Origin of the sequence: Lysinibacter cavernae (assembly GCF_011758565.1) — a bacterium.
Lineage (GTDB): Bacteria > Actinomycetota > Actinomycetes > Actinomycetales > Microbacteriaceae > Lysinibacter > Lysinibacter cavernae.
In genome coordinates this window covers 1,972,565-1,996,231 of record NZ_JAAMOX010000001.1, presented here as the reverse complement: position 1 = coordinate 1,996,231, position 23,667 = coordinate 1,972,565, and the positions used below count along the sequence as shown (strand labels likewise).

General features: G+C 59.7%; 20 protein-coding genes. 13 read left to right on the top strand and 7 right to left on the bottom strand.

Annotated features, from left to right (window positions below):
* Positions 1-35: 35 nt before the first annotated feature.
* From FHX76_RS08695 to FHX76_RS08685, 3 genes are read right to left on the bottom strand one after another with little or no spacing between them, the layout of a single operon-like run.
* Positions 36-1,391, bottom strand: a complete 1,356-nt coding sequence (locus FHX76_RS08695) for an aldehyde dehydrogenase family protein (protein WP_167149855.1) — start codon at positions 1,389-1,391, stop codon at positions 36-38.
* Complete coding sequence (locus tag FHX76_RS08690; protein WP_243848597.1) at positions 1,388-2,158, bottom strand: gamma-glutamyl-gamma-aminobutyrate hydrolase family protein; 771 nt, start codon at positions 2,156-2,158, stop codon at positions 1,388-1,390. Before FHX76_RS08690 ends, FHX76_RS08695 begins: the two co-directional genes overlap by 4 nt.
* Complete coding sequence (locus tag FHX76_RS08685) at positions 2,145-3,512, bottom strand: glutamine synthetase family protein (protein WP_167149851.1); 1,368 nt, start codon at positions 3,510-3,512, stop codon at positions 2,145-2,147. Before FHX76_RS08685 ends, FHX76_RS08690 begins: the two co-directional genes overlap by 14 nt.
* Positions 3,513-3,798: 286 nt before the next feature.
* Between FHX76_RS08685 and FHX76_RS08680 the strand changes: the two genes are divergently transcribed.
* Entirely contained in the window at positions 3,799-5,172 is a 1,374-nt protein-coding gene (locus FHX76_RS08680; protein WP_167149849.1) for an L-serine ammonia-lyase, read from the top strand.
* Positions 5,173-5,261: 89 nt separating this feature from the next.
* Here FHX76_RS08680 and FHX76_RS08675 read toward each other — a convergent pair whose 3' ends face one another.
* Positions 5,262-6,509 (bottom strand): THUMP-like domain-containing protein, encoded by a 1,248-nt coding sequence (locus FHX76_RS08675; protein ID WP_167149847.1) that lies wholly within the window; start codon positions 6,507-6,509, stop codon positions 5,262-5,264.
* Positions 6,510-6,662: 153 nt separating this feature from the next.
* Between FHX76_RS08675 and groES the strand changes: the two genes are divergently transcribed.
* From groES to guaB, 4 genes are all read left to right on the top strand, one after another.
* Positions 6,663-6,959 (top strand): co-chaperone GroES, encoded by a 297-nt coding sequence (gene groES, locus FHX76_RS08670; protein WP_167149845.1) that lies wholly within the window; start codon positions 6,663-6,665, stop codon positions 6,957-6,959.
* 108 nt (positions 6,960-7,067) lie between these two features.
* Positions 7,068-7,979, top strand: coding sequence for an EamA family transporter RarD (rarD, locus tag FHX76_RS08665; RefSeq protein ID WP_167149843.1), 912 nt, complete (start codon positions 7,068-7,070; stop codon positions 7,977-7,979).
* 39 nt (positions 7,980-8,018) lie between these two features.
* Positions 8,019-8,729, top strand: a complete 711-nt coding sequence (locus tag FHX76_RS08660; RefSeq protein ID WP_167149841.1) for a hypothetical protein — start codon at positions 8,019-8,021, stop codon at positions 8,727-8,729.
* A 157-nt stretch (positions 8,730-8,886) separates the two neighbouring features.
* Positions 8,887-10,389, top strand: coding sequence for an IMP dehydrogenase (guaB, locus tag FHX76_RS08655; protein ID WP_167149839.1), 1,503 nt, complete (start codon positions 8,887-8,889; stop codon positions 10,387-10,389).
* A gap of 82 nt (positions 10,390-10,471) precedes the next feature.
* Here guaB and FHX76_RS08650 read toward each other — a convergent pair whose 3' ends face one another.
* On the bottom strand, positions 10,472-11,359 hold the full coding sequence (locus FHX76_RS08650; RefSeq protein ID WP_167149837.1) for a hypothetical protein: 888 nt from the start codon (positions 11,357-11,359) through the stop codon (positions 10,472-10,474).
* Positions 11,360-11,552: 193 nt separating this feature from the next.
* Between FHX76_RS08650 and FHX76_RS08645 the strand changes: the two genes are divergently transcribed.
* The 6 genes from FHX76_RS08645 to guaA all read left to right on the top strand — a co-directional run bounded on the left by FHX76_RS08645 (position 11,553) and on the right by guaA (position 17,838).
* The gene (locus tag FHX76_RS08645; protein ID WP_167149835.1) at positions 11,553-12,680 is read left to right on the top strand and encodes a GuaB3 family IMP dehydrogenase-related protein; all 1,128 of its coding nucleotides are present in this window, start codon (positions 11,553-11,555) and stop codon (positions 12,678-12,680) included.
* Between the two features lie 137 nt (positions 12,681-12,817).
* Positions 12,818-13,354 (top strand): cation:proton antiporter regulatory subunit, encoded by a 537-nt coding sequence (locus FHX76_RS08640; protein WP_167149833.1) that lies wholly within the window; start codon positions 12,818-12,820, stop codon positions 13,352-13,354.
* Position 13,355: 1 nt separating this feature from the next.
* Positions 13,356-14,849, top strand: coding sequence for a cation:proton antiporter (locus FHX76_RS08635; RefSeq protein ID WP_167149831.1), 1,494 nt, complete (start codon positions 13,356-13,358; stop codon positions 14,847-14,849).
* Complete coding sequence (locus FHX76_RS08630) at positions 14,809-15,723, top strand: SURF1 family protein (RefSeq protein WP_167149829.1); 915 nt, start codon at positions 14,809-14,811, stop codon at positions 15,721-15,723. The genes FHX76_RS08635 and FHX76_RS08630 overlap by 41 nt, the downstream gene beginning before the upstream one ends.
* Positions 15,724-15,728: 5 nt before the next feature.
* On the top strand, positions 15,729-16,259 hold the full coding sequence (locus FHX76_RS08625) for a DUF3817 domain-containing protein (protein WP_167149827.1): 531 nt from the start codon (positions 15,729-15,731) through the stop codon (positions 16,257-16,259).
* Positions 16,255-17,838, top strand: a complete 1,584-nt coding sequence (guaA, locus tag FHX76_RS08620; RefSeq protein ID WP_167150461.1) for a glutamine-hydrolyzing GMP synthase — start codon at positions 16,255-16,257, stop codon at positions 17,836-17,838. Before FHX76_RS08625 ends, guaA begins: the two co-directional genes overlap by 5 nt.
* Before the next feature lie 72 nt (positions 17,839-17,910).
* On the opposite strand, the gene FHX76_RS16725 is transcribed toward guaA, so the two are convergent.
* Both FHX76_RS16725 and FHX76_RS08610 read right to left on the bottom strand, forming a co-directional pair.
* On the bottom strand, positions 17,911-18,846 hold the full coding sequence (locus tag FHX76_RS16725; protein ID WP_208402475.1) for a variant leucine-rich repeat-containing protein: 936 nt from the start codon (positions 18,844-18,846) through the stop codon (positions 17,911-17,913).
* Between the two features lie 54 nt (positions 18,847-18,900).
* The gene (locus FHX76_RS08610; RefSeq protein ID WP_167149825.1) at positions 18,901-19,752 is read right to left on the bottom strand and encodes a Bax inhibitor-1/YccA family protein; all 852 of its coding nucleotides are present in this window, start codon (positions 19,750-19,752) and stop codon (positions 18,901-18,903) included.
* Between the two features lie 167 nt (positions 19,753-19,919).
* On the opposite strand from FHX76_RS08610, the gene FHX76_RS08605 reads away from it, so the two are divergent.
* Both FHX76_RS08605 and FHX76_RS08600 read left to right on the top strand, forming a co-directional pair.
* Complete coding sequence (locus FHX76_RS08605; RefSeq protein WP_167149823.1) at positions 19,920-20,999, top strand: glycerophosphodiester phosphodiesterase family protein; 1,080 nt, start codon at positions 19,920-19,922, stop codon at positions 20,997-20,999.
* Between the two features lie 12 nt (positions 21,000-21,011).
* Positions 21,012-23,636: an ATP-dependent helicase gene (locus tag FHX76_RS08600; RefSeq protein ID WP_167149821.1), complete on the top strand. Its 2,625-nt coding sequence runs from the start codon at positions 21,012-21,014 to the stop codon at positions 23,634-23,636.
* Positions 23,637-23,667 lie beyond the last annotated feature (31 nt).

The window sequence follows — 23,667 nt, the reverse complement described above, 5'->3', positions numbered from 1 at the left end:
GTTGGGAAGTCTTGCGTCACATCTGTTGTCTTTGGCTAGTCGGCGGGGATGAAGACGTTTTTGGTATCGGTAAATGCGAGCGGGGCATCGGGGCCAAGCTCGCGGCCAAGACCCGACTGCTTGAAACCGCCAAACGGGGTGTTGTATCGCACCGAGGAATGCGAGTTCACAGACAGGTTCCCGGTCTCAACTGCTCGTGAGACGCGGATCGCCCGCCCAACATCCCGTGTCCAGATCGAGCCGGAGAGCCCATATTCGGTGTCGTTTGCGATTCGAATTGCGTCGGCCTCATCGTCGAAAGGCAGCACGGTGACGACGGGGCCGAAGATTTCTTCGGTCACGGTGCGATCGGTTGGGCCAGGCGTGAGTACCGTTGGAGCAAACCAGTAGCCGGGGCCGTCTGGTCGGGAACCGCGGAAGGCAATGGGGGACCCCTCTGGCACATATGACGACACGCTTGCGTGGTGCGCGGCCGAGACGAGCGGACCCATCTCGGTCTGCTCGTCGAGCGGATCTCCCACCTTTACCCCAGAGACGGCCGGTTCGAGCAGCTCCATGAAACGGTCGTAGGCGCTTCGCTGCACAAGGATGCGGCTGCGTGCGCAGCAGTCTTGCCCCGCGTTTTCGAAGACCCCGTACGGTGCGGTTGCCGCGGCCTTTTCGATGTCGGCATCGGCAAAAACGATGTTGGCGCTTTTGCCTCCGAGCTCAAGGGTGACGCGCTTGATTTGGTCTGCGCAGCCAGCCATGATGCGTTTGCCAACTTCGGTCGAGCCGGTGAAGACCACCTTGCGAACGGTCGGGTTGGTTACGAAGCGTTCTCCGACGACGGAACCGCGCCCTGGCAGCACCTGGAACAGGTCGGCGGGAAGGCCCGATTCAACGGCGAGTTCCCCGAGTCGGATGCTGGTGAGCGGCGTCCACTCTGCGGGTTTGAGTACGACGGCGTTGCCTGCGGCCAGTGCTGGCGCAAATGCCCACGCGGCGATGGTCATCGGGAAGTTCCACGGCGTAATGGTGCCGACGACCCCGAGCGGCTCGTGGAAGGTGACGTTGAGGCCGCCAGCAACTGGAATCTGTCGGCCAGACATCCGCTCTGGCGTGGCCGAATAGTATTCGAGTACGTCGCGTACGTGGCCGGCTTCCCAGCGGGACTGGCTGATGGGGTGGCCAGAGTTGATGGTCTCGGTGCGGGCGAGATGCTCGATATCGCCGTCGACTGCATCGGCGAATAGCCGAAGCGCCTTCGCTCGGTCGGCAGGAGCTCGGGCTGCCCACTCCACCTGGGCAGTGGCCGCGCGGGCAATCGCCTCATCGGTCTGCTCTGCGTTGAGGTGGGCGACCTCGGTGACGGCCTGTTCCGTTGCCGGGTTAATGACGGTGTAACTCATGACCTGTTCCTTTTGTAGTTGGCCGCTGCCTCGACGAGAGCGGCAAAGAGACGGGAGTCTTCTGTTGCGGTCTGCTCCGGATGCCACTGCACCGCAAGCCCAAACGGGACCGAGCCCAGCTCGATCGCCTGAATGGTGCCGTCGTCGGTGCGCGCCACTACCGAGAGCCCCTGTGCCACCGTTGCGATCGATTGATGGTGATAGACGGGCACGCCCGCGAGGTTGTCGCCAACAATCGTGGCGAGGCGGCTGCCTTGCTCAACTGCGACCGGAACGGAGTTGAACACTCCGTCGCCCGCGCGGTAGCGGTCGGAACCAACAACCTCAGGGAGATGCTGGTTGAGGGTTCCGCCCAGCGCCACGTTGAGCATCTGTGCCCCGCGGCAAATGCCAAGAAACGGAACTTCCTCGCTGATCGCGGCGTGGAGCAGGGCATCCTCAAGCGCATCGCGGTCGGTGCGTGGTCGATCGGTGAGTGGATGGGCCTGTTGCCCGTACCTCGCGGGGTCAACATCCACCCCTCCGCAGATGATAAGGCCGTCGAGGCGGCTCAATAACTCGTGTGCGATGTCTGCATCAACCGGTTGCGGAGGCAGCAGCACCGCGATGCCGCCGGCGGCCGTAACCGCCTCGAAATAGACGGCCGGAAGAAAGGATGCTCGCACATCCCACACGCCTGTTTGTGCCCGCTCGAGGTAGGTGGTGAGCCCGATAACGGGCCTTTCGGATGCAGACGACCCGTTCTGAGCCTCGTTAGAGTCGTTCAAATCCGCGGATCCTCTCCCAATCGGTGACGGCCATGTCGTAGGCGGCAAGCTCAATCGTTGCCGCATTGACGTAGTGGTCAACAACCTCGTCGCCAAATGCTGCCCGTGCAATGGCCGAGCTCGCAAAGAGGTCTCGTGCCTCGCGGAGCGTCGTTGGCACGTGTTCGGCGTCGGCCTCGTAGGCGTTCCCCTCAAGAGCGTCACCAAGTTCGAGCTTGTTCTCGATGCCGTACAAGCCGGCCGCGATGAGGCCGGCAACCGCGAGGTACTGGTTGACATCGCCGCCGGGAACCCTGTTTTCGAGGCGGAGGCTGTGGCCTGAGCCGATTACTCGGATGCTGCAGGTTCGGTTATCGTGTCCCCACGCCACCGCCGTCGGGGCGAAGCTGCCTGGCGCGAATCGCTTATACGAGTTGATGTTTGGCGCAAAGAGCAGTGTGAAGTCGCGCATCGCGGCGAGCTGGCCTGCGATGAACTGACGCATCATGGTGGCCATGCCACCCTCGGCGTTGTTGTCGGCGAAGACGGGGTTGCCGTCCGCGTCCCTGAGGGAGATGTGCAGGTGGCACGAGTTGCCCTCGCGCTCGTTGAACTTTGCCATGAAGGTGATGGATTTGCCGTGCTGGTCGGCGATTTCTTTTGCGCCGTTTTTGTAGATGCTGTGGTTGTCGCACGTGACGAGGGCTTCGTCGTATTTGAAGGCGATTTCTTGCTGCCCGAGATTACATTCGCCCTTAACTCCTTCGCAGAAAAGCCCAGCGCCCTCCATGCCGTTGCGGATATCGCGCAGTAGCGGTTCCATTCGTGTTGAGGCATGGATGGCGTAGTCGATGTTGTAGTCGCTTGCCGGCGTGAGTTCGTTGTATCGTTTGCTCCAGGCATCCCGATAGGTATTGTCAAAGACGATGAACTCGAGTTCGGTGCCAACCAGCGGCGTGAGGCCGCGTTCGGCGAGGCGAGCGATTTGTTGGTTGAGTACTTCTCGGGGAGCCTGTGCGACATGCTCACCGGTGAGCCACTGCAGGTCCGCGATGACGAGCGCGGTTGCTGGCTGCCACGGGATGCGGCGAAGGGTTGTCAGGTCTGGCACCATCGCCATGTCTCCGTAGCCTTTTTCCCAGCTTGAGATGGCGTAGCCATTGACGGTGTTCATCTCGACGTCAACCGCGAGCAGGTAGTTGCAGCATTCCGCGCCGTGCCCCATGACGTCTTCAACAAAGAACCGACCCGCCACTCGTTTGCCTATGAGTCGGCCTTGCATGTCGGTGAAGCCGACGATGACGGTGTCGATGTCGCCCGTTTCAACGAGGCTGCTGAGCTCGTCTGTGGTCAGGAATCCCTTGGTATGTGCCATATTCTGCTCCTCGTTGAGACTGTCATGTGCTGAGACGGTGATTCGGAGCCCCAAGGCCAACGCACTTGAGGGCGATTATTAGACCATTAGAGCACAGGCCGGCAATGGCTGGCTAGGCGTTTTCTCAAGAATTATTTGGTTCTTTTTGATGGCCCAAATCGCTATTTGGTAGTTCGATCAACCAATGAAGTTCCTCCTTCGTTGACGCGGACAGCATTGCGGCCTAGCCTTGAGAGCGATCCCACCCAACGAGCCATGGCAGTGTTGCCGACCGGAGGACCTCCGCATGAGTATCAGCGCCTTTGATCTGTTCAAGATTGGCATTGGCCCCTCAAGCTCCCACACGGTTGGTCCGATGGTTGCGGCAAATCGCTACGTTATTCGGCTCCGTGACGCCGATCAATTGCCGCGGGTCGCACGGGTTTCGGCTCAACTGTTTGGCTCGCTCGGAGCAACGGGCCATGGGCACGGTACCGTCAAGGCTGTTGTGCTTGGGCTGCTTGGTGAGCGCCCGCAAACCGTGGACCCGGTTCTGGCCGACGGCAGAGTTGCGCTCGTTGAATCAGAAGGCGCCATACCTCTCGGCGGTGAGCACCGCATCCCATTCAATTTTCGGGAAGATATCGTGCTGCACCTTGGGGCGAGCCTCGACTATCACCCAAACGGGATGCGGTTCGAGGCCTTCGACGCTGAGGATAACCTTCTTGACGCGCACGAGTACTTTTCGGTTGGCGGTGGGTTTGTGGTCGATGAGGATGCGATGGCAGCAGACCCCATCATTCGCGCCGAGCGGCCGGTGCCCTATCCGTTTCACAGCGCTGACGAGCTCATGCGGCTTGCCGCAGCGACAGGACTGAGTATCAGCGAGCTTGTACTCCGAAACGAACTTGCAGAGCGAAGTGAGCAAGACGTCCGCGACGGTCTGCTCGAGATTTGGTCGGTCATGCAACAGTCAATAGAGCGCGGGTCGAGCACCGGCGGCATCCTTCCCGGCGGGCTCAAAGTGCGGAGGCGAGCCGAGGCCCAACGCATGCAGCTTGAGCAGAGCGTCAACTTCGACGACCCGCTTCGGGCTATGGAATGGGTCACCCTGTACGCGCTCGCGGTCAACGAAGAAAACGCGGCTGGCGGACGCATCGTTACCGCCCCCACCAACGGCGCTGCCGGAATCATCCCAGCGGTGCTCAGCTATTACGTCCGCTTTGTCCCTGGTGCAAGCGACGACGGCGTCGTTCGATTCTTGCTCGCGGCAACCGCCGTTGGCACGCTGTTCAAAGAGAACGCCTCGATATCGGGAGCCGAGGTTGGTTGCCAGGGCGAGGTCGGCTCTGCGTGTTCGATGGCCGCTGCAGGCCTCGCAGAGGTGCTTGGCGGAACCCCTGAGCAGGTTGAGAACGCCGCCGAGATTGGGATCGAGCATAATCTTGGCCTCACCTGCGACCCCGTTGCCGGTCTCGTGCAGATCCCGTGCATCGAGCGCAACGCGGTCGCCTCGATTAAGGCCATCACAGCGGCCAGAATGGCTGTCAGAGGCGACGGCTCCCATCACGTCTCGTTGGATAACGCCATCAAAACCATGCGGGAAACGGGCGCGGATATGAGCTCGAAGTATAAGGAGACGTCCAGAGGGGGTCTTGCCCTCAACATCGTGGAATGCTGACTTCGGCCTGCGCAGCCACGGGTGATGATTGGATGCTCACGCTTGCGAGCGAGAACGAGAGACAGTTGTCGTTTCCTGCTGCTGTCGTTCTACAAACGGTCGGCGAGCAGAGCCATCCGCCCGGCATCAGTGCGAACGATGATGAGCGTTGCTGAGCTTTTCCCCTTGAGCGAGAGCTTCTTTCGAAGTTGCGCTGGATCAACATCAATGCCGCGTTTCTTGATTTCAAGGGTGCCAATGTCCCTGGCCCTGAGAGCAGACTTGAGTTCCTTCTCGCGGAACGGCAAGACCTCTCGCACTCGGAACCCTGCCGCAAACGGCGTATCGACCGATGCATCGGTCGTGAGGTAGGCGATGTGCTCGTCGATCATGCCGGCGCCGGCCTCTCTGCCAAGGCTGCGGGCCAGGTCGCCGATCAGGCGAGCACGAATCACCGCCCCATCGGGTTCGTAGAGGTATTCGCCGAGTTCGCGAACATCGACATCTGCCGAATCGGTTTTTGCGTTGAGTTCGTGCCAGTCAAAGCCGTCGTCGGCTCGTCGGTTTGGGCGAGCGACCAACGCGGATCGCCCGATGTTTGGCCGAGCCAGAGCTCCAGACCAGAGTCCCATCTCAACCACGTGACCCCCAACAGAAACCCACTGAGCTTCGACGTTATCCGGTATGAGGTCGCGATCGAGTCCCGGTCCGAGCTTGATGCCCGTTGGTAGCTTCTCGGCGAGGTCAAATGCAAAGTTGAGGTTGGGGGAGTAATCGTTGGGGTCGGTGATCCGTTTGGTGTTTGACTGCCCGGATGTGCGGCGGGCAGGGTCGAGAAACGCGCCCTCCACGCCGCTCAGGTCGGCTTGTTCGGCGTTGCCGGTGATAACGCGAGCGCTCGGATAGGAGGCCAGGTTGTAGGCGGCAACGCGCGCGGTAATGTGGTCGAGCTCGACCGCGGTTACGGTACGTCCTGCGCGTGCAAACGCGAGAGAGTTGGCGCCGATACCGCAGCCAAGGTCGATGACTGATTGGATGCCAGCATCCACGTATCTCGCCGCGTGCCGCGCAGCGACTGGCCAGCGGGTCGCCTGTTCGAGCCCGGCCGCCGTGAGCAGGGGAATCTCGAAGGGCTCGATAGGTGTTGCGGTGGCATCTAAGCTGCGGAATTTTGTTCCGGCTTTTGATCGAAGTTTGGCCTGGCTGAGCGCTGCAGAAACCTGTTCTGGCGAGTATCCCTCACCTCGGAGGCGACTGATCAGCTGAACAGAGGATGAGTCATCGGCCAATCCTTCGAGTCGATCAAGGAGCGTCTGCCCCTCGCGGCTCAGCAAAAACTCAATGTCTGTTTGGTGCACCGAGCCAGCGTACCGCGCATGCATTATGTCCCGCTGTGACGCATCGAGTTGGCACTCGTCTTGCGTGAGTGCCAATCAAGTCCTACACTCGAATTAGCACTCTCATAGAGAGGGTGCTAACTCCTGTCTTTAGTTCTAAGAAAGAGGTCAACTGTGTCGGTCTCCATTAAGCCGCTCGAGGATCGCATCGTTATCAAGCAGGTCGAGGCAGAGCAGACGACTGCTTCTGGTCTGGTCATTCCTGATACCGCCAAAGAAAAGCCCCAAGAGGGTGAAGTAGTTGCTGTAGGCCCCGGCCGCATCGACGACAACGGAAACCGCGTTCCGCTTGACATCGCCGTAGGCGACAAGGTTATCTACTCCAAGTACGGCGGAACCGAGGTGAAGTACTCAGGCGAGGACTTCCTCGTTCTCTCGGCCCGCGACGTTCTCGCGGTTGTCGTTCGCTAAGATTAGTTCTAGTGATGAGGCTCGGATGGTGACATCCGAGCCTCACCTGTTTTAACCCGTTGCACCCTCCGGCAAAACGGCCCATGTGCCAAACGAAGAAAAGAAGAAGTGACTCAGCGATCCGGTCTGATCTATGCCGTTAGTGCATATCTCCTGTGGGGCGTTTTGCCTCTCTACTTTCTTGCTATCAGCGCTGCTGATCCGTTTGAGATTGTGCCATGGCGGGTCATTTTCTCGCTTGGATTCTGCGCAATCCTGCTGACTATTACCCGAACCTGGACCCAGGTCTTTATGGTGTTCCGGTCACCGCGCACGCTCGGTCTCATGGCAATTGCCGGCATCCTTGTCTATATCAACTGGCAGGTATACGTCTACGCTGCCCTGAGCGGGCACGTTGTTGAGGCGAGCTTTGGCTATTTCATTAACCCAATCGTCACGGTGCTCCTTGCCGTTGTGCTGCTGAAAGAGACCCTCACGCGGCTGCAGTGGATTGCGATTGGTATTTCGTTTATAGCGGTCATCGTGCTCACGGTCACCTACGGAAAACTGCCCTGGATTTCGATTGCCCTCGCGGTGTCTTTCGCGCTGTACGGACTTGTCAAAAAGAAAGCCGGCATCAAAGTTGGCGCTGTTGCAGGGCTCACCGTTGAGACCACGCTGCTGACCCCCATCGCCATTATTCAGCTCATCATCGTGAGCAACACTGTTGGCCTGTCCATCCTTAACTTGTCGGCAACACACACCTGGCTGCTGATTGGTGCCGGCGCGGTCACCGCTGTTCCGCTCCTCTTCTTTGCCGCCGGTGCCCGCCGCATCTCGCTCACCCAGATGGGGCTTACCCAGTTCCTCGGGCCGATTCTTCAGTTCATTATTGGGGTATACGTGCTTCATGAGGACATGCCGCTTTCGCGTTGGATCGGGTTTGGCCTTGTCTGGTTGGCCGTAATCGTCATTATTATTGATATGGTTTTGACCGGTCGGCAACAGCGGGCCGCAAACATCACCGTTGCGCCAAGCTAGGGCAGCATCGGCCGCTCCGCTTACCTACAGGAGAACACCGTGACAGCTGCCAAGCGTGCCGGATTTGTCGTTACCGCAGTCCTTGGCGTTTCGCTGTTGGCCGGATGCGCCGACATGCCGGTGCCCGCTGCCGAACAGACATCCGCTCCATCTCCGTCCGGCGACCGCGTTCTTGTGATCGGGCACCTTGCCGACCCTGCAACCGCCGCGGCGACAGCTGCCGGATCAGAACTTGCACTCGCCGACATTCGCTTATCGGGAGCGGCTCAGCCCGTTGACAGTGTTCGCCTTGAGCACAGGGGCGCCCTGCCGACTGCCACCGTGGTTGACGAACTGGCCTATTTTTCTTCTCTCCCGGCCGACGTGGTGATTTCGACCCCGCAGATCGTTGCCAAGCAGGCCGGTGAAGCGGCGGTTGTGCAACTTCCTGAGTCATCTGAAGCTCCCGAAGAAGCCTTCGTCCAGCGTCTCCGTACAATCGACCCGTCAGCAGCGGATGCCACCGGTGCCGCCGAGGCCTACGATGCGACCATCATCGTGGCTCTCGCCGCGCTTGCCGCGAACGACGACGGGGCGGCATCCCTTCGATCGACCTTCGCATCCGTTATTGACGGCGACGTTGTGTGCTCAAGCTACGGCGAGTGCGCCACAGCTCTTGCCGACAAGAAGACCGTTCGCTATCAAGCGCTGCGAAGCGGCTGGTCCGTGAGCGATGACGGGCAACTGAACGTCGCAGCAGCGAAAAACTGACCGGCGACGAGCAAAAGCGTCGTCTTGCACCTGCAAACTCACCGAGTAACACCATTGGGGAACATTTCGGGCCCCGAAGTCGTTTACGATTGATACACGACGCGAGCCATCGGCTACCGCGACGGCGAGATTTTTACATTCGACCGAAAGAGGTGTGATGGATCAGCACGATCCGTTTGGATTCACTGGACTTACCTACGACGACGTGCTGCTGCTTCCCGCACACACCGATGTCATCCCGAGCGAGGCGAACACCTCGTCTCGCATCAGCAAGCGCATAACCGTCGCAACTCCGTTGCTGTCGGCTGCGATGGATACCGTGACCGAGTCGCGAATGGCCGTCGCTATGGCGCGCCAGGGCGGCATCGGCATCCTGCACCGCAACCTCTCGATTCAGGATCAGGCCGAGCAGGTCGACCGCGTCAAGCGCAGCGAGTCAGGCATGATCACCAACCCGGTGACCACGACGCCAGACGCCACGGTTGCCGAGGTTGACGCTATCTGTGGCGAGTACCGCGTGAGCGGTTTGCCCGTCGTGGATAACAAGGGTGTGCTGGTTGGCATCATCACCAACCGAGACATGCGTTTTGTTGACCCGGCAGAGAAGAAGACGGCGCGTGTTCGCGATGTTATGACGTCCGCCCCGCTCATCACTGGCCGCGTTGGCATTAGCGCTGAAGAAGCAATCCAGATCCTTGGCACGCACAAGATTGAGAAGCTTCCACTCGTTGACGCCGACGGCAAGCTTGGCGGCCTCATCACCGTCAAAGACTTCGACAAAACCGAGAAGTACCCAGACGCTACGAAGGATGACTCCGGTCGGCTTCGTGTTGGCGCCGCGATCGGATTCTTCGGTGATGCTTGGCAGCGCGCGACGACGCTGCTCGATGCTGGCGTAGACCTGCTGGTTGTGGACACTGCTAACGGCGACAGCCGCGGCGTGCTCGACATCATCTCGCGCATCAAGGCGGACCCGGCATTCGCTAACGTCGACGTCATCGGCGGAAACGTTGCAACCCGCGACGGCGCTCAGGCCATCATCGATTCTGGCGCCGATGGCGTTAAGGTTGGCGTCGGCCCAGGCTCCATCTGCACCACCCGCGTCATTGCAGGTGTTGGCGTGCCGCAGGTCACCGCCGTGTACCAGGCATCCCTCGCGGCTCGCCCGGCGGGTGTTCCGGTTATCGCCGACGGCGGTCTTCAGCACTCTGGCGACATCGCGAAGGCACTTGTTGCCGGTGCGGATGCCGTCATGATCGGTTCGCTGCTCGCCGGCACCGATGAGAGCCCGGGAGATCTCGTCTTTGTTGGTGGCAAGCAGTACAAGAGCTACCGCGGAATGGGCTCGCTTGGCGCGCTCCAGACCCGTGGCGAGCGCACCTCGTACTCGAAGGACCGCTACTTCCAAGCCGACGTGCCAAGCGACGAGAAGCTCATCCCTGAGGGCATCGAGGGCCAGGTTCCGTATCGCGGACCGGTCTCTGCGGTTGCGTACCAGCTCATGGGTGGTCTCCGTCAGTCGATGTTCTACGTTGGTGCTCGCACCATCGAAGACCTCAAGACGCGTGGCAAGTTTGTGCGCATCACCTCGGCTGGGCTCAAAGAGTCGCACCCGCACGACGTACAGATCGTGGTTGAGGCACCAAACTACCGCAACTAATTCCCAAGCTCGTGGGGCGCATTCGTGCTCGTGGGGTGCGAAATAACGCGCCCCACGAGCACGAATGCGCCCCACGAGTGCGTTAACGGGGCACTCCGGCTCGCTGCAGGCGCGCAATGAGCGTTGCTGGCGAAGTAACGCACGACCAGTCCCAGCGAACTACGTTGCGAACGTGTGGCAGTGCCGATAAGCGGTTTTCTCGACGTCGCTCGTCTACGACGACAGACGTCGCTGAGCGGCCATGCGTGTACTCGGGGTCGACATATTTGACATGTCCATCGAACTCGCCAATAACTCCCTCGTCTGGCCACCAGAAGTCTGCAAGCCCGATAAGCCCATCAGTATCATGGAACCGCTGCTGGAGCACAGGGGCCTTGAATCCAGCAATTTCCATGATTGCCCTGCTTGCGGATTCTCCGACAGACTCGCTCAGCTCGGTCCCCAAGCCAATTGCTTTGTACGCCTGATGCCTTCCATACCTTGGCCGCAGTTCGCTGAGTAGCTGTTTCATATCTTCTTTTGCCCCTTCTGTGTTGCGAGCGAGCAACCAATCTACGGCGCACACTGCATTGATAAACGTCTCTGTTCTCGCCAAATCCACAACCGTTCGAAGCGTAGAAGTGACGATCATGTTGTACGCAGTAGTGGTTTCGACAGGATGCGCACCGCATCGATGGGTTGAGATATTGCGCGTGCTTTGATCTTTTTCTGACGCACGGGTGTACCGATGAATGCGGGTTGGCCATGGCCCGACGAGGGGGATGCCAAGCGCAGCTGCTGCAGACCTGTGGCTAAACACGGTGTCGGGAAATCGTATGTGGTGGCTGATGACGCGAAGGAGGTGCTGCTCGTGCAGATGTAGCCCGGCCCATTCGGTTTCTGCAAGATAACTTCCCACGTGTACCCGAACGTCGGCTGCGTTTTTTCGTTCGCTGGTGAGGAGCCCTCGCGCCATAATTTCGTGTTCCATGCGACAACACTGCGCGAATTCAGCACGGCGGGCCGGCCGTCACGCAGCAACATGAATAACTAAACCCGACCCCGCTCTGTGGACAACTTGCTCGTGGGGCGCATTCTCGCTCGTGGGGTGCGAAATAACGCGCCCCACGAGCAAAAATGCACCCCGCGAGAGTGACATCGGGAGCACAGGGTAGGGTAGAAGCGTGAGTAACGAGATAGAGATCGGCCGCGCCAAGCGCGCCCGCCAGGTCTACGGCTTTGACGACATCGCGATTGTTCCTAATCGCCGCACGCGCGACCCCGAGGTGGTTTCTACCGCCTGGAGCATTGACGCGTTCCGTTTTGACACCCCGTTCATCGCGGCGCCGATGGACTCGGTTGTCTCTCCGCAGACGGCCATCGCCATCGGTAATCTTGGCGGCCTTGGTGTGCTCAATCTTGAGGGCCTGTGGACTCGCTACGAAGATCCAGAGCCGCTCCTCGAAGAGATTCGTGGCATTGCGCCGCACTCCGCAACCAAGCGCATGCGCGAGATTTACTCGGAGCCAATCAAACCAGAGCTGGTCACCGCCCGCCTTGCCGAGATTCGCGAAGCTGGGGTTCCTGTTGCTGGTGCCCTCTCGCCGCACCGCACCCAAGAACTGTACGAGACGGTTGTTGCCGCCGGAGTTGACCTGTTTGTGATCCGCGGCAACACGGTTTCGGCCGAGCACGTCTCCGACGAGTCCAAGGCGCCGCTTAACCTCAAGAAGTTCATTTATGAGCTGGATGTCCCCGTCATCGTTGGTGGCGCGGCAACCTACACCTCTGCCCTCCACCTCATGCGCACTGGTGCTGCCGGCGTGCTTGTTGGCTTTGGCGGGGGAGCAAGCTCGACAACGCGTGCGACGCTTGGCATCCACGCCCCAATGGCTACGGCTGTTGCGGATGTTGCTGGTGCCCGCCGCGACTACATGGATGAGTCTGGCGGACGCTACGTGCACGTCATCGCTGATGGCGGCCTTGGCAGCTCGGGCGACATCGTGAAGGCCATCGCCTGCGGTGCCGATGCCGTGATGCTCGGCACCGTCCTTGCCCGCGCAACCGACGCACCTGGTGGCGGCTGGCACTGGGGGCAGGAGGCCTACCACGACGACCTTCCTCGCGGCGGACGCATGCACGTCGGAACGGTTGCTCCTTTCTCAGAGCTCCTGTACGGCCCCGCAAACGTTGCGGACGGCACGGCGAACCTGCACGGCGCGCTCCGTCGTTCAATGGCCACCACCGGCTACAGCGATCTGAAAGAATTCCAGCGGGTCGACATGGTCGTTCGCCCGCACTCGGCTCAGTAGGTCGCGTTGCCGGGCGGCTCGGGAAACCGGTCCGCTCAGCACAAAGCGTGAGGCGTCGATGTGCCGGGCTTGCCTCTCAAGGGAGCGCGGTAAGATTGTGGGTATTGCCCCCAAGAAACCGAGCAGGGAGTTAAACCATGGTTGACGTACGGCGGGTCAAGCTTCCGGGCGTAGGCGTCTTGCACACGTTTGTGACTGATGACGGCGGAAAAGTAGGCGTTATCGCTCACCGCTCTGGCCACAGCGACCTCATTACGTTCGCCGACGAAGAAGACGATGCCGAATCAAGCAAAGTCTCGCTTCGCCTGAGCGAGGATGAGGCACACACGCTTGCCGAGCTCCTTGGCGGCACCCAGATTACCGAGTCGCTTTCGGCTCTCGATCAGATCCCTGGTCTCAGCATCGACTGGTTCACTGTCGACTATGAGGACCACATTGCAGGGCAGCCGCTTGGCTCTCCTGCCGACAGGGGCATTGTTGGGTTGACGGTTGTTGCGGTTGTGCGCGGCGAATCCGCGAACCCTGCTCCTTCCCAAGATTTCCGTGTGTTTCCCGGGGATACCCTCGTTGTGGCGGGCAGTCCCGAAAAGGTTGCCAAGGCGTTTAACTTCTTCCGTACGGGAGAGCTGATCGCGAAGCCGAAGACGGGGGCCGTTGGTGTTCCGCCAGGCTGAGATGCACGTCGGCCCTGACCTCATCAACGTGGGCCTGATCTTTGTGCTTGCCTACGTGCTTGGTCGACTTGGCAAGCGAATCGGCCTGCCATCAATTCCGATTTATATGCTGGTTGGACTGCTGTCGAGCCCGTTCTTCCCGTGGTTCCCGCTCGATTTTGCCTCAGAGAATATCAGCCTCCTTGCGGTCATGGGGCTTGTCCTGCTGCTGTTCAGCCTTGGGCTTGAGTTTGATCAAGACGAGTTCTTCGGCAATGCTGGCAAGCTGCTGATCTCCGGCGGAAGCTACATCCTCATCAACATGGGGGTTGGGCTTGTTTTTGGCTTCATGGTTGGTTGGGGTACCCGTGAGGCCCTCATCATTGCTGGAATGACGGCAACCTCGTCGAGCGCCATTGTGACGAAGATGCTCATCGAGACGAACCGCTTGGCGAACCGCGAAACCCCGATGATCCTTGGGGTCACGGTCGTTGAAGACATTTTCCTCGCGATTTACCTTGCGATTGTTGGCGTCGTGTTAAGCGGCGAGTCCGAGGTATGGAGCGTGATCGGCAAGCTTGGCATCGCGTTTACGTTCCTTGTGGTCATGTTTACGATCGCCAGATTCGGCGGCAAATTTGTCTCCAAAATCTTCAAAACCAAGGACGATGAGCTGTTCACCGTCCTGTTTATCGGGTTAGCATTTGCCTTCGGCGGCATCGGCGAGGTGCTTGGCGTGACCGACGCTATCGGTGCTTTCCTCATCGGACTTGTCGTCGGCGCCACAAAGTATCACGCGAAGGTCGAGCAGATTGCGACCCCGCTTCGCGATGTGTTTGGTGCCTTCTTCTTTGTAAACTTCGGTTTGACACTCAACCCGACTCAGTTTGGGTCGGTTCTTTTGCCTGTTGGTATAGCGGTGCTCATGACGCTCATCCTCAACTTTGGAGCCGGACAATTTGTTGCTTGGCTCAACGGGTTTGGTCGGCGCGAGGGCTTCTACACAACGGTGATCTTGCAGAACCGCGGCGAGTTTGCGCTCATCTTGGCCACCCTGTCGCTGAGCGCTGGCCTTGACTCTCGCATCCAGCCGTTCGCCGGTTTGTATGTGCTGATCATGGCAGTACTCGGTCCGATTATTGTGGTCTACTCTGCGCCAATCTTTGGATTCCTGTTCCCCGGCGAACGACGTCGGAAGAGTAAGAAGCGTGCACGCGCTCGTATGATCGCGGCTGAAATTGATCTTGTGGATGCCGCAACCGGCGCCTCAGACTCTGCGGCAATCCGTGAGGCAATGGAACGGATGACACACGCGTCTGCCGAAGACGAGACTCATATTCCTCGCGAGCGAGGCTTCGACTCGACTGATGAGCTTCCATTTGAGCCCATGCGGCCAACCGACCCCGGATTGCCGCTCACCCATGACGCGCATCCACAGACCAGCACGAATCCCCCAGAGGCTCAGCAAGAGAACGATGACCCTCACCCGACTCGAGAGCGAGAGCCAGATTATTAGTACGCCGTCGTCTGACGATACGCAGACCACCCGCAAACGCACCGCTTCCAACCTGCCGGGCGCACCCACGATTGGGCAGGTTCTTGTCCGTCCGAGGTGGATCGGCGCGTTGCTGCTTGCTGTCGCCGTCGCTGGCGGATTTGCGTGGCTCGCGAACTGGCAGCTCGAATCTGCCCTCATGAATCAGTCCATTGAACAGCAGGATTCTGAGGCAATCGTTCCCCTCGAATCCGTTTCTCAGCCGGGTAGTCCGGTTGGCGAGGATGCCGGGGGTCGCGTCGTGACCGTCGAGGGCACGTTTGCCCCCGAAGACTTTGGCGTTGTTGGTAACCGGGTCAACGGCGAGGAGAACGGGTACTGGGTAGTAGGTCACCTCATCACTTCGGCTGCCGAGCCCGCAAACCTCGCGGTGGCTCTTGGCTGGACCGCGACGGAAGACGAGGCAAAGGCTGCGGTTATTGATGCTGCCGCCGCCACGACTGCTGCGTCTGTGCCAACCAAGATTGAGGGTCGATACCAACCGCCTGAGGGTCCTGCCGTTCCAGATACAACGGACAACCCGCTTGTTGTCCGCTCCCTGTCACCAGCCCAGCAAGCAAACCTCTGGCATGAGGTCGACGGCAATGTGTTTAACGGCTTCCTTGTGGCTCATGAGCCGCTTGAGGGTACGGATGCCATCGACTCGGTTCCGCCCCTGCCAGCACAATCCGTCAACTGGCTCAACGCCTTTTACGCAATCGAGTGGGTTGTGTTTGCCGGCTTCGCCTTCTACTTCTGGTATCGCCTCGGGCGAGACGCCTGGGAGCGAGAAATTGATGAGCTTGAGCAGGCAGCTGCCGACGCATCTCGCTCGCAGACTGAGCCGGTAGACTAGTCGCCATGGCTTTAGAACCCCGCCCGAGCGATTACCCGCGTATTCGCAAGGCTCTGACCTTCTACAAGGTCACCTCGGTGATCACCGGAGTTATGCTCCTCCTGCTGTGCGCCGAGATGTTGCTCAAATACGTGATGCACTACGAGATTTTTGCGTTTGGACCAAACGGCATTCTCACGCTTGAACACCTTGAGATGACCGCTGATGGCTCGCTTGAGAACAGCATGACAAGCGGTGTCAACGTGTCAACCGGCATTCTCATCGCCCACGGCTGGTTCTACGTGCTCTACCTGTTTGGTGACTTCCGGTTGTGGAGCCTCATGCGCTGGCCATTTACCAAGTTCTTGCTGATCGCTGCCGGCGGCGTTGTGCCGTTCCTCTCGTTCGTGATGGAGGTTCGTGTGGCCCGTGAGGTCACCGCCTTCCTCGACGAGAAGGAGGGCGCACTCGCGACTACGCCTGACAACGCTGCAGCAGCAGAAAAACAGACCACCCCCGATACCGCTCCGACTACTTCCGTGGAGGAAACCCATTAACACTCAACCCGCCGCCGGGCCACGCCCGGTTCTCGTCGTTGACTTTGGCGCGCAGTACGCTCAGCTCATTGCGCGACGCGTGCGCGAGGCAAACGTCTACTCAGAGATCGTGCCTCACACCATCACCGCAGCTGAGGTTGCGGCCAAGAATCCGCTCGGCCTTGTGCTGAGCGGAGGCCCGTCAAGCGTTTATGCTGAGGGCGCCCCTTCTCTTGACCCAGAGGTCTTTAACCTCGGCGTTCCTGTTCTCGGAATTTGCTACGGTTTCCAGATCATGGCCCGCACGCTCGGGGGCACCGTTTCCCACACCGGTGAGCGCGAGTATGGCGCTACCGACGCAACGATTAGCCACGCCAACGTTCTCGTTGACGAGCTGCCAACCGCGCAGAACGTCTGGATGAGCCACGGCGATTCGGTTTCAGAAGCGCCAGCAGGTTTCACCGTGCTCGCAAGCACGGCATCCACGCCTGTGGCTGCCTTTGCTCACGATGAAAAGCGGCTCTACGGCGTGCAGTGGCACCCTGAGGTCAAGCACTCTGACTACGGTCAGAAGCTGCTTGAGAACTTCCTGCACCGCGCGGCTGGGATCCCAAACGACTGGAATCCCGACAACGTCATCGCCGACCAGGTTGCTTCCATTCAGGCGCAGGTTGGTTCAGGCAAGGTCATCTGTGGCCTCTCTGGTGGCGTTGACTCGGCAGTTGCCGCAGCGCTTGTGCACAAAGCTGTCGGCGACCAGCTCGTGTGTGTCTTTGTTGACCACGGATTGCTTCGCCAGGACGAGCGCCGCCAGGTTGAGGAAGACTACGTCACCGCAACCGGCGTTCGTCTCGTGACAGTGGATGCTCGTGAGCAGTTCCTCACCGCCCTCGCTGGGGTTACCGACCCAGAGACAAAGCGCAAGATCATTGGCCGCGAGTTCATCCGCACGTTTGAGAAGGCCCAGGCCGATCTCATCGCCGAAGCTAAGGCCGAGGATGGCGACCCCATCAAGTTCCTTGTGCAGGGCACCCTGTATCCCGACGTTGTTGAGTCGGGCGGCGGAAGCGGCACGGCCAACATCAAGAGCCACCACAATGTTGGCGGGCTGCCGGAAGACCTCAACTTCGAACTCGTTGAGCCGCTCCGCACACTGTTCAAGGACGAGGTCCGCGCGATTGGCCGCGAGCTTGGTCTGCCAGAAGTTATTGTTGGTCGGCAGCCGTTCCCCGGACCGGGCCTTGGTATTCGCATCGTTGGTGAGGTCACCGCCGAGCGCCTTGAGCTGCTCCGCGCTGCTGACGCGATCGCTCGTGAAGAACTCACGGCAGCTGGACTCGACAACGAGATCTGGCAGTGCCCTGTTGTGCTTCTCGCCGACGTCCGCTCTGTTGGTGTGCAGGGCGATGGCCGCACCTACGGACACCCAATCGTGCTTCGTCCCGTTTCGTCGGAAGACGCGATGACGGCCGACTGGACCCGCCTTCCCTACGACGTGCTCGCACGTATCTCAAACCGCATCACGAACCAGGTGCCAGGGGTGAACCGAGTTGTGCTCGACGTCACCTCGAAGCCGCCGGGAACGATCGAATGGGAGTAACTCCCTGAACGAAAAGGCCCCTGCTCGCGCTGCGAGTAGGGGCCTTTTTGTTGTGATCGCCGTGTCAAACGGCTACCTCAAAATGGTATAGCCAAGCAGTCCCAACACAAACACTGCGGCGACACCGAGGACCGCCAAAACCGTGAAGGTCGTTCCAATGATGATGCCCCAGTGCGCTAGCGCCCAGCCACGTTCTCCGGTTGCCCGAATTTTGCTCTTTGCAATGAGGCCAAAGACGATTCCAAGCCATCCGAGGCAGAAGATAATGGCCAGAACGGCGTACACGTTCATGGGCGCATCCGGACGTACCTGGGGTCGCCCTTTGCTGGTCTGAACCTGTTGCTGACCGGTAAACGGTACCGTATGCGGCTGGTTGAGCAGTTTCTCGAAGCTCGGTAGCTGCGAGTTCCCGGTGTCCGGCACTCCAGCCCTGCGAGGCCCATCGTGGGGTACTGAGGGGAATCGTGTGGTCTCAGGGCCTACAACCGGATATGTACCCGCAGACGGCCCGTTCCCAGCCGGTGGAACAGCTTCGAATCTGGTGGTCGCCGGCGGCGCAGCTGCGGGGCCAGCGGATGGAAGCTGGTGCTCTGCGGCGGCGGCCGGAGCGTGCGGCTGAATGGCAGCAGGGAGAACGGGTGATACAGGCTGAGCGGAGTGGTCAGTATTTGCGGCCAAGTTCTTGGGACGTGCCCGCTCTTCTTCGCGGGCGTGATGCGCTCGTGCACGTTCTTCAACGCGGGCCAGGTGCGCTGCTGCATGGGCGGCATGATGTGCTTCGGCCTCGGCATGGCGCTGCGCCGGAGGCACTACTGCGACCTCTGTTGGAACAGGGGTGAGCGGGAGCCCGTACTCGGTAAGCCAATCGAGCAGGCCAGGGTAAACGTTTGGGTGGGCCTCGATTTGAGGCCGTAGGTGTGGATGGTCGTAAGCGATATCCGCTAGGGCCTCGGCCGGTGTGGCCGGGTCGGCAAGTTGTTTGCGCGCGTGGTGATCTGTGGCATCCACGAGAGGCTCCTTTGTAGCATGTGGCTAGTGATAACCACATGCTACAGCGGAGTCTTAGTTGTTGCCTCGCATGATCGCAATGAGGCGCAGGAACTCAACGTAGAGCCAGATGATGGTGACCATCAGGCCGAAGGCCGCGGTCCATCCGTATACGCGTGGCGCGCGGGCCTCAACGCCGTTCTTCACAAACTCGAAGTCCATGACGAGCGAGTAGCTTGCCATGAGAATCGCGAGGATTCCGATGACAACGCCGAGCGGGATTCCGGCAATGGTGATGTCGCGAGCACCAAACATGGTGTCAAAGCCGGGAACCTGGAACATGCTCAGCGCAAAGTTGAGCAGTGAGAAAACGAGGTAACCGCTTGCCGCGATGATGAAGATCTTGGTCATCTTTGGCGAGGTGCGTACCTTGCCGCTGCGGAAGAGCAGCAGAACAACGGCGAAGACCGAGAGCGTTGCAAGAACGGCCTGCGTAACGATGCCGTCCCACATGCTTTCGAAAACGTAGGAGATGCCTCCAATAAAGAGGCCCTGCACTGCCGCGTACGCGATGTAGAGCGGAACCGAAGGCTTGCGCTTGAACGATGCCCACAGCCCGAGCCCGAGGCCCACGATTGCTGCTGGGAACGCGACGTCGGGGAAGGTCCATCCAACGACGGCAGTTGCCACGAGAATGATGAAGAGCCCCGCGGTCTTTGCGAGGGTGTCTTCGTAGGTCATTGGGTCGTCGCTGCCCGCAATTTGCGGCGCCTGTGGCGAGGTTTGCTGTGGCTGGTCAATGCCCGGACGGTTGGGGGTTGCCGAGGGCTGCGAGTAGATGCGGTTCAGCTCATCCGCACTCAGGGTACGGTTTGCGGTTCCGTTGAGCGCGGGATTGCGCGAGAGGGCCGGGTTGTCGAGCGCCATGTGGTGTTCTCGTTCTCTTTCAATTGGGGACGGGAAACGTATTGCGTCTATCGTAGTCGAACTCGTCGGGAATCCGCTGTGTGTATGGCATTGCGGGTCTTCGCTCGGCTGTAAACCCCGCGTTCACCCTGCAGTGTTAGTGTGGCCCCGTGATTGAGTCTTCGAGTATGCCTCTGCCTGCGCCCCATCTCCCAGCAACGCGTCCACTGATCATCGGGCATCGAGGGGCCAGCGGCTATCGGCCGGAGCACACCAGAGAGGCTTATGAGCTGGCCATCGAACAGGGTGCGGATGCGCTCGAGCCTGACCTCGTGGCGACTCGTGATGGGGTGCTCGTTATCCGGCATGAGAACGAGATCTCGACGACCACCAATGTGTCCGAGCATCCAGAGTTTGAGTCGCGCCGCACGACAAAAACGATTGACGGTGTTGAGTTTGATGGCTGGTTTACCGAGGACTTTACCTGGGCCGAACTTTCTACGTTGCGGGCTCGCGAACGCCTGGGGGATCGTCGACCGCAGAGCGCGGCTTATAACGATCAGTTCCCAATCCTTCGATTCACCGATCTCCTCGGTCTCCTGGATGCGGCCGCCTCACGAGGTAAGCCCATCATCCTGGTCGCCGAGATAAAGCACGCCTCATATTTTGAGGCAGAGGGGCTTTCACTTGATGCGTTGTTTGCCGATGAGCTTGCCCGCTGTGGATGGGCAGACCCCAGAAAGCAAGCAGATCTGTTGGTCGTAGAATCCTTCGAGCGGCGTGTGCTGACTCAAATTCGGCGGCGAGGCATTGGCGGCAAGCTTGTCTATCTTGTTGAGGATTCCGGCGCTCCAGCCGACGAAGTCGCCTTCCTCGGTCAGAATGCGTTGCCGTACGCCTCCTCGTTGACCGAGGACGGCCTCGCTGGCCTTGCCCGTGGGACTGCAACGCATGTGCCGGTTCAGGGGGTGAGCGTACCAAAGCGTTTGCTGATCGGTGACCGAGGACCTGTTATGTTAGATCGTCACGTTATCGACCGCGTGCACGACCACGGCCTTGAACTGTATACCTGGACGTTGCGACCAGAGAACGCATTTTTGCATCGCGGGTTCAGGTCAGCCGCTGGAAAAAACGATTACGGCGATTGGGAACAAGAGTTTGAGCTACTCATGCGTTCGGGCGTCGACGGGGTGTTCTGCGACCATCCCGATCTGGCTGTTCGAGTGCTGGGCTCGAACTCCCGAGCGAGTGTCAGCCCCTCACCGTAGACTGGAGGCACAATGACTCTGCCTCCCTTGTTCGAAGAATCCGCCTCAGACGACTTCACAGCAGGTCTCAACCCTGGGCAAAAGCGTGCTGTTGAGTACCGTGGCCCTGCCCTGCTCATTGTGGCCGGCGCCGGTTCTGGCAAAACTCGGGTGCTGACGCATCGCATCGCGAGCCTCATTCAGTCGCGTGAAGCCTGGCCGAGCCAAATCCTTGCCATCACCTTCACCAATAAGGCCGCTGCCGAAATGCGCGAGCGTGTTGAACAGCTTCTTGGGCAGGCTTCAGAGGGAATGTGGATCTCAACCTTCCACTCTGCGTGCGTTCGCATTCTTCGTCGCGAGGCCGAACGATTTGGATACCTCAAGAGTTTCACCATCTACGATTCCGCCGACTCGCGTGCGCTCATTAAGCGCATCATCAAAGGCCTTGACCTTGACCACTTGGGTCTTACCCCCGCCGGTGTTGCAAGCAGAATCTCGGGGCTCAAGAATGAGCTCACCGATGTTGACGCCTTCGCTCGCACTGCCAACCTCTCAGATCCCCGAGACCAGGCGTTCCTTGAGGTGTTCCGTAAATACACCCAAGAGCTTAACCGCGCGCACGCTTTTGACTTCGACGATCTCATTGGCCAGGTTGTGTACCTATTCAGGTCATTCCCCGAAATTGCGGCACTGTATCAGCGCCGATTTCGTCATATTCTTGTTGACGAATACCAAGACACCAACCACGCTCAATACGCGCTTATTCGTGAACTCACACGGCCTGTTTCGCCTGAGGTAGTCGCCGCTGCGGCATTTGAATATGCCCCGAGAGACATAGCTGCAGACGGCTCGATTCCCGGCGCGAGTCTCACCGTCGTTGGCGACTCCGACCAGTCTATTTATGCGTTCCGCGGTGCGGATATCCGCAACATCGTTGAGTTTGAAAAGGACTACCCAGGCGCCGAGGTTGTCCTGCTTGAGCAGAACTATCGGTCAACGCAAAACATCCTGAGTGCTGCCAACGCGGTCATCTCAAATAACTTCGATCGCAAAGAGAAAAAGCTCTGGACCGCCATCGGCGAGGGCGAAAAAATCACTGGGTTCACTGGTTACTCTGGGCATGACGAGGCGAGATTCATCGCCGACGAAATCAACGAGCTGCACAATAAGGGCTTCGGCTATCGTGACATGGCGGTGTTCTACCGCACCAACGCGCAGACGCGCGCGCTCGAAGAGATTTTCATCCGCGAGGGCATCCCCTATCGTGTGCTCGGCGGAACGAAGTTCTACGAACGCGCCGAAATTAAGGATGCGATCGCCTACCTCATCACGGTGGCTAACCCGTACGACGAGTACGCGCTGCGTCGCATCCTCAACGCCCCAAAGCGGGGCATCGGGCCGATGACCGAGGCTCAGCTCTCCGGTTTTGCCGAAGACCAGCAGGTTTCGTTCCGCGATGCCATGCGCCGCGCGGGCGAGCTCGGCTTTGGGCCAAAGGTCCGCACGGCCATCCTCAACCTCTCAGGAATCTTGGACCACGCCACAAGCATGGCGCTTTCGGGCGAGGTTGTTGATGACGACCGTGACGACCTCAACCCAGACCCGGCGGCGGCCCCACCTGCGCAAGACGCAAACGTCAAGGTCACGCCGGTCAGCGACATCCTCGATTACCTCATGAAGCAGACCGGCTACCTCGAGCTACTGCGCAACAGCAAAGATCCGCAAGACGAGGCCCGTGCCGAGAACATTGACGAATTGCTGGCGGTCACCAAAGAATTTAGCCGCAATAACCCAACCGGCACGCTCGTTGACTTCCTCACCGAGGTCTCTCTGGTAGCAGCTGCCGACGACCTCGATTCGACGAGCGGGACGGTGTCGCTCATGACGCTGCACACGGCAAAGGGGCTCGAATACCGGGCTGTATTTATCACCGGCGTTGAAGAGGGCCTGCTTCCGCACCAGATGTCGGCCGACGAGGCCGGCGGCCCATCCGAAGAACGACGACTGTTCTACGTTGGCATCACCCGTGCCCGCGAAAAGCTGTACCTCTCACTTGCGATGACTCGCTCTCAGTACGGCGAAGTGTCGGTTGCCATGCCAAGCCGGTTCCTGCAAGAGATTCCTGCGGACCTCATCGCCTGGCGCCAGTCGCCCGGCATGGTGACCAGTCGCGGAGGCACCCAACCGCGCGCGCTTAACGCGCAGCGTGGTGGCCAGGGTTCGGGCTTTGGCGGTTCAAACAGTTACGCGCGTCGCAGCACCGAGCCCACGTCCTCCGTTGGTTTTGGCGCTGGCGGAGGCTCGTCTGCCGCTGTCTCAGAGCCGGCATCCGGAAACATGCGCAGCAGCCTTGATAAGTGGCGTGAAGCGAAAAAGGCTCGCGCTGCCGCAGCCCGCGGTGAGCTTCCCGGTGAATCCTCAACGGCATCCTTGTTCCCCAACACGATTACGGGGCAGGTCCGTGATAATGGCGATCTTGAACTGCAGCGGGGCGACCGTATCCGGCACACCGACTTTGGTGAGGGCCGCGTCGACGACGTTACCGGCGTTGGCACAAAGCGAATTGCTCATGTCACCTTCGATCAGGTTGGCAACAAAAAGCTACTTATCAAGATCGCGCCGATCGAGAAGCTTGACGACTCCGAAACCGAGTGATCCGTCCGCATTCCCTCATCTCTCGCAGTAT

Excerpts from the sequence above, each read along its gene's own strand:
- guaB (WP_167149839.1), top strand. The coding sequence starts at position 8,887 with ATGGATCAGCACGATCCGTTTGGATTCACTGGACTTACCTACGACGAC.
- FHX76_RS08695 (WP_167149855.1), bottom strand. The coding sequence starts at position 1,391 with ATGAGTTACACCGTCATTAACCCGGCAACGGAACAGGCCGTCACCGAG.
- FHX76_RS08680 (WP_167149849.1), top strand. The coding sequence starts at position 3,799 with ATGAGTATCAGCGCCTTTGATCTGTTCAAGATTGGCATTGGCCCCTCA.
- FHX76_RS08610 (WP_167149825.1), bottom strand. The coding sequence starts at position 19,752 with ATGGCGCTCGACAACCCGGCCCTCTCGCGCAATCCCGCGCTCAACGGA.
- FHX76_RS08685 (WP_167149851.1), bottom strand. The coding sequence starts at position 3,512 with ATGGCACATACCAAGGGATTCCTGACCACAGACGAGCTCAGCAGCCTC.
- FHX76_RS08630 (WP_167149829.1), top strand. The coding sequence starts at position 14,809 with ATGACCCTCACCCGACTCGAGAGCGAGAGCCAGATTATTAGTACGCCG.
- FHX76_RS08635 (WP_167149831.1), top strand. The coding sequence starts at position 13,356 with ATGCACGTCGGCCCTGACCTCATCAACGTGGGCCTGATCTTTGTGCTT.
- FHX76_RS08650 (WP_167149837.1), bottom strand. The coding sequence starts at position 11,359 with ATGGAACACGAAATTATGGCGCGAGGGCTCCTCACCAGCGAACGAAAA.
- FHX76_RS08600 (WP_167149821.1), top strand. The coding sequence starts at position 21,012 with ATGACTCTGCCTCCCTTGTTCGAAGAATCCGCCTCAGACGACTTCACA.
- FHX76_RS08625 (WP_167149827.1), top strand. The coding sequence starts at position 15,729 with ATGGCTTTAGAACCCCGCCCGAGCGATTACCCGCGTATTCGCAAGGCT.
- FHX76_RS08605 (WP_167149823.1), top strand. The coding sequence starts at position 19,920 with ATGCCTCTGCCTGCGCCCCATCTCCCAGCAACGCGTCCACTGATCATC.
- FHX76_RS08640 (WP_167149833.1), top strand. The coding sequence starts at position 12,818 with ATGGTTGACGTACGGCGGGTCAAGCTTCCGGGCGTAGGCGTCTTGCAC.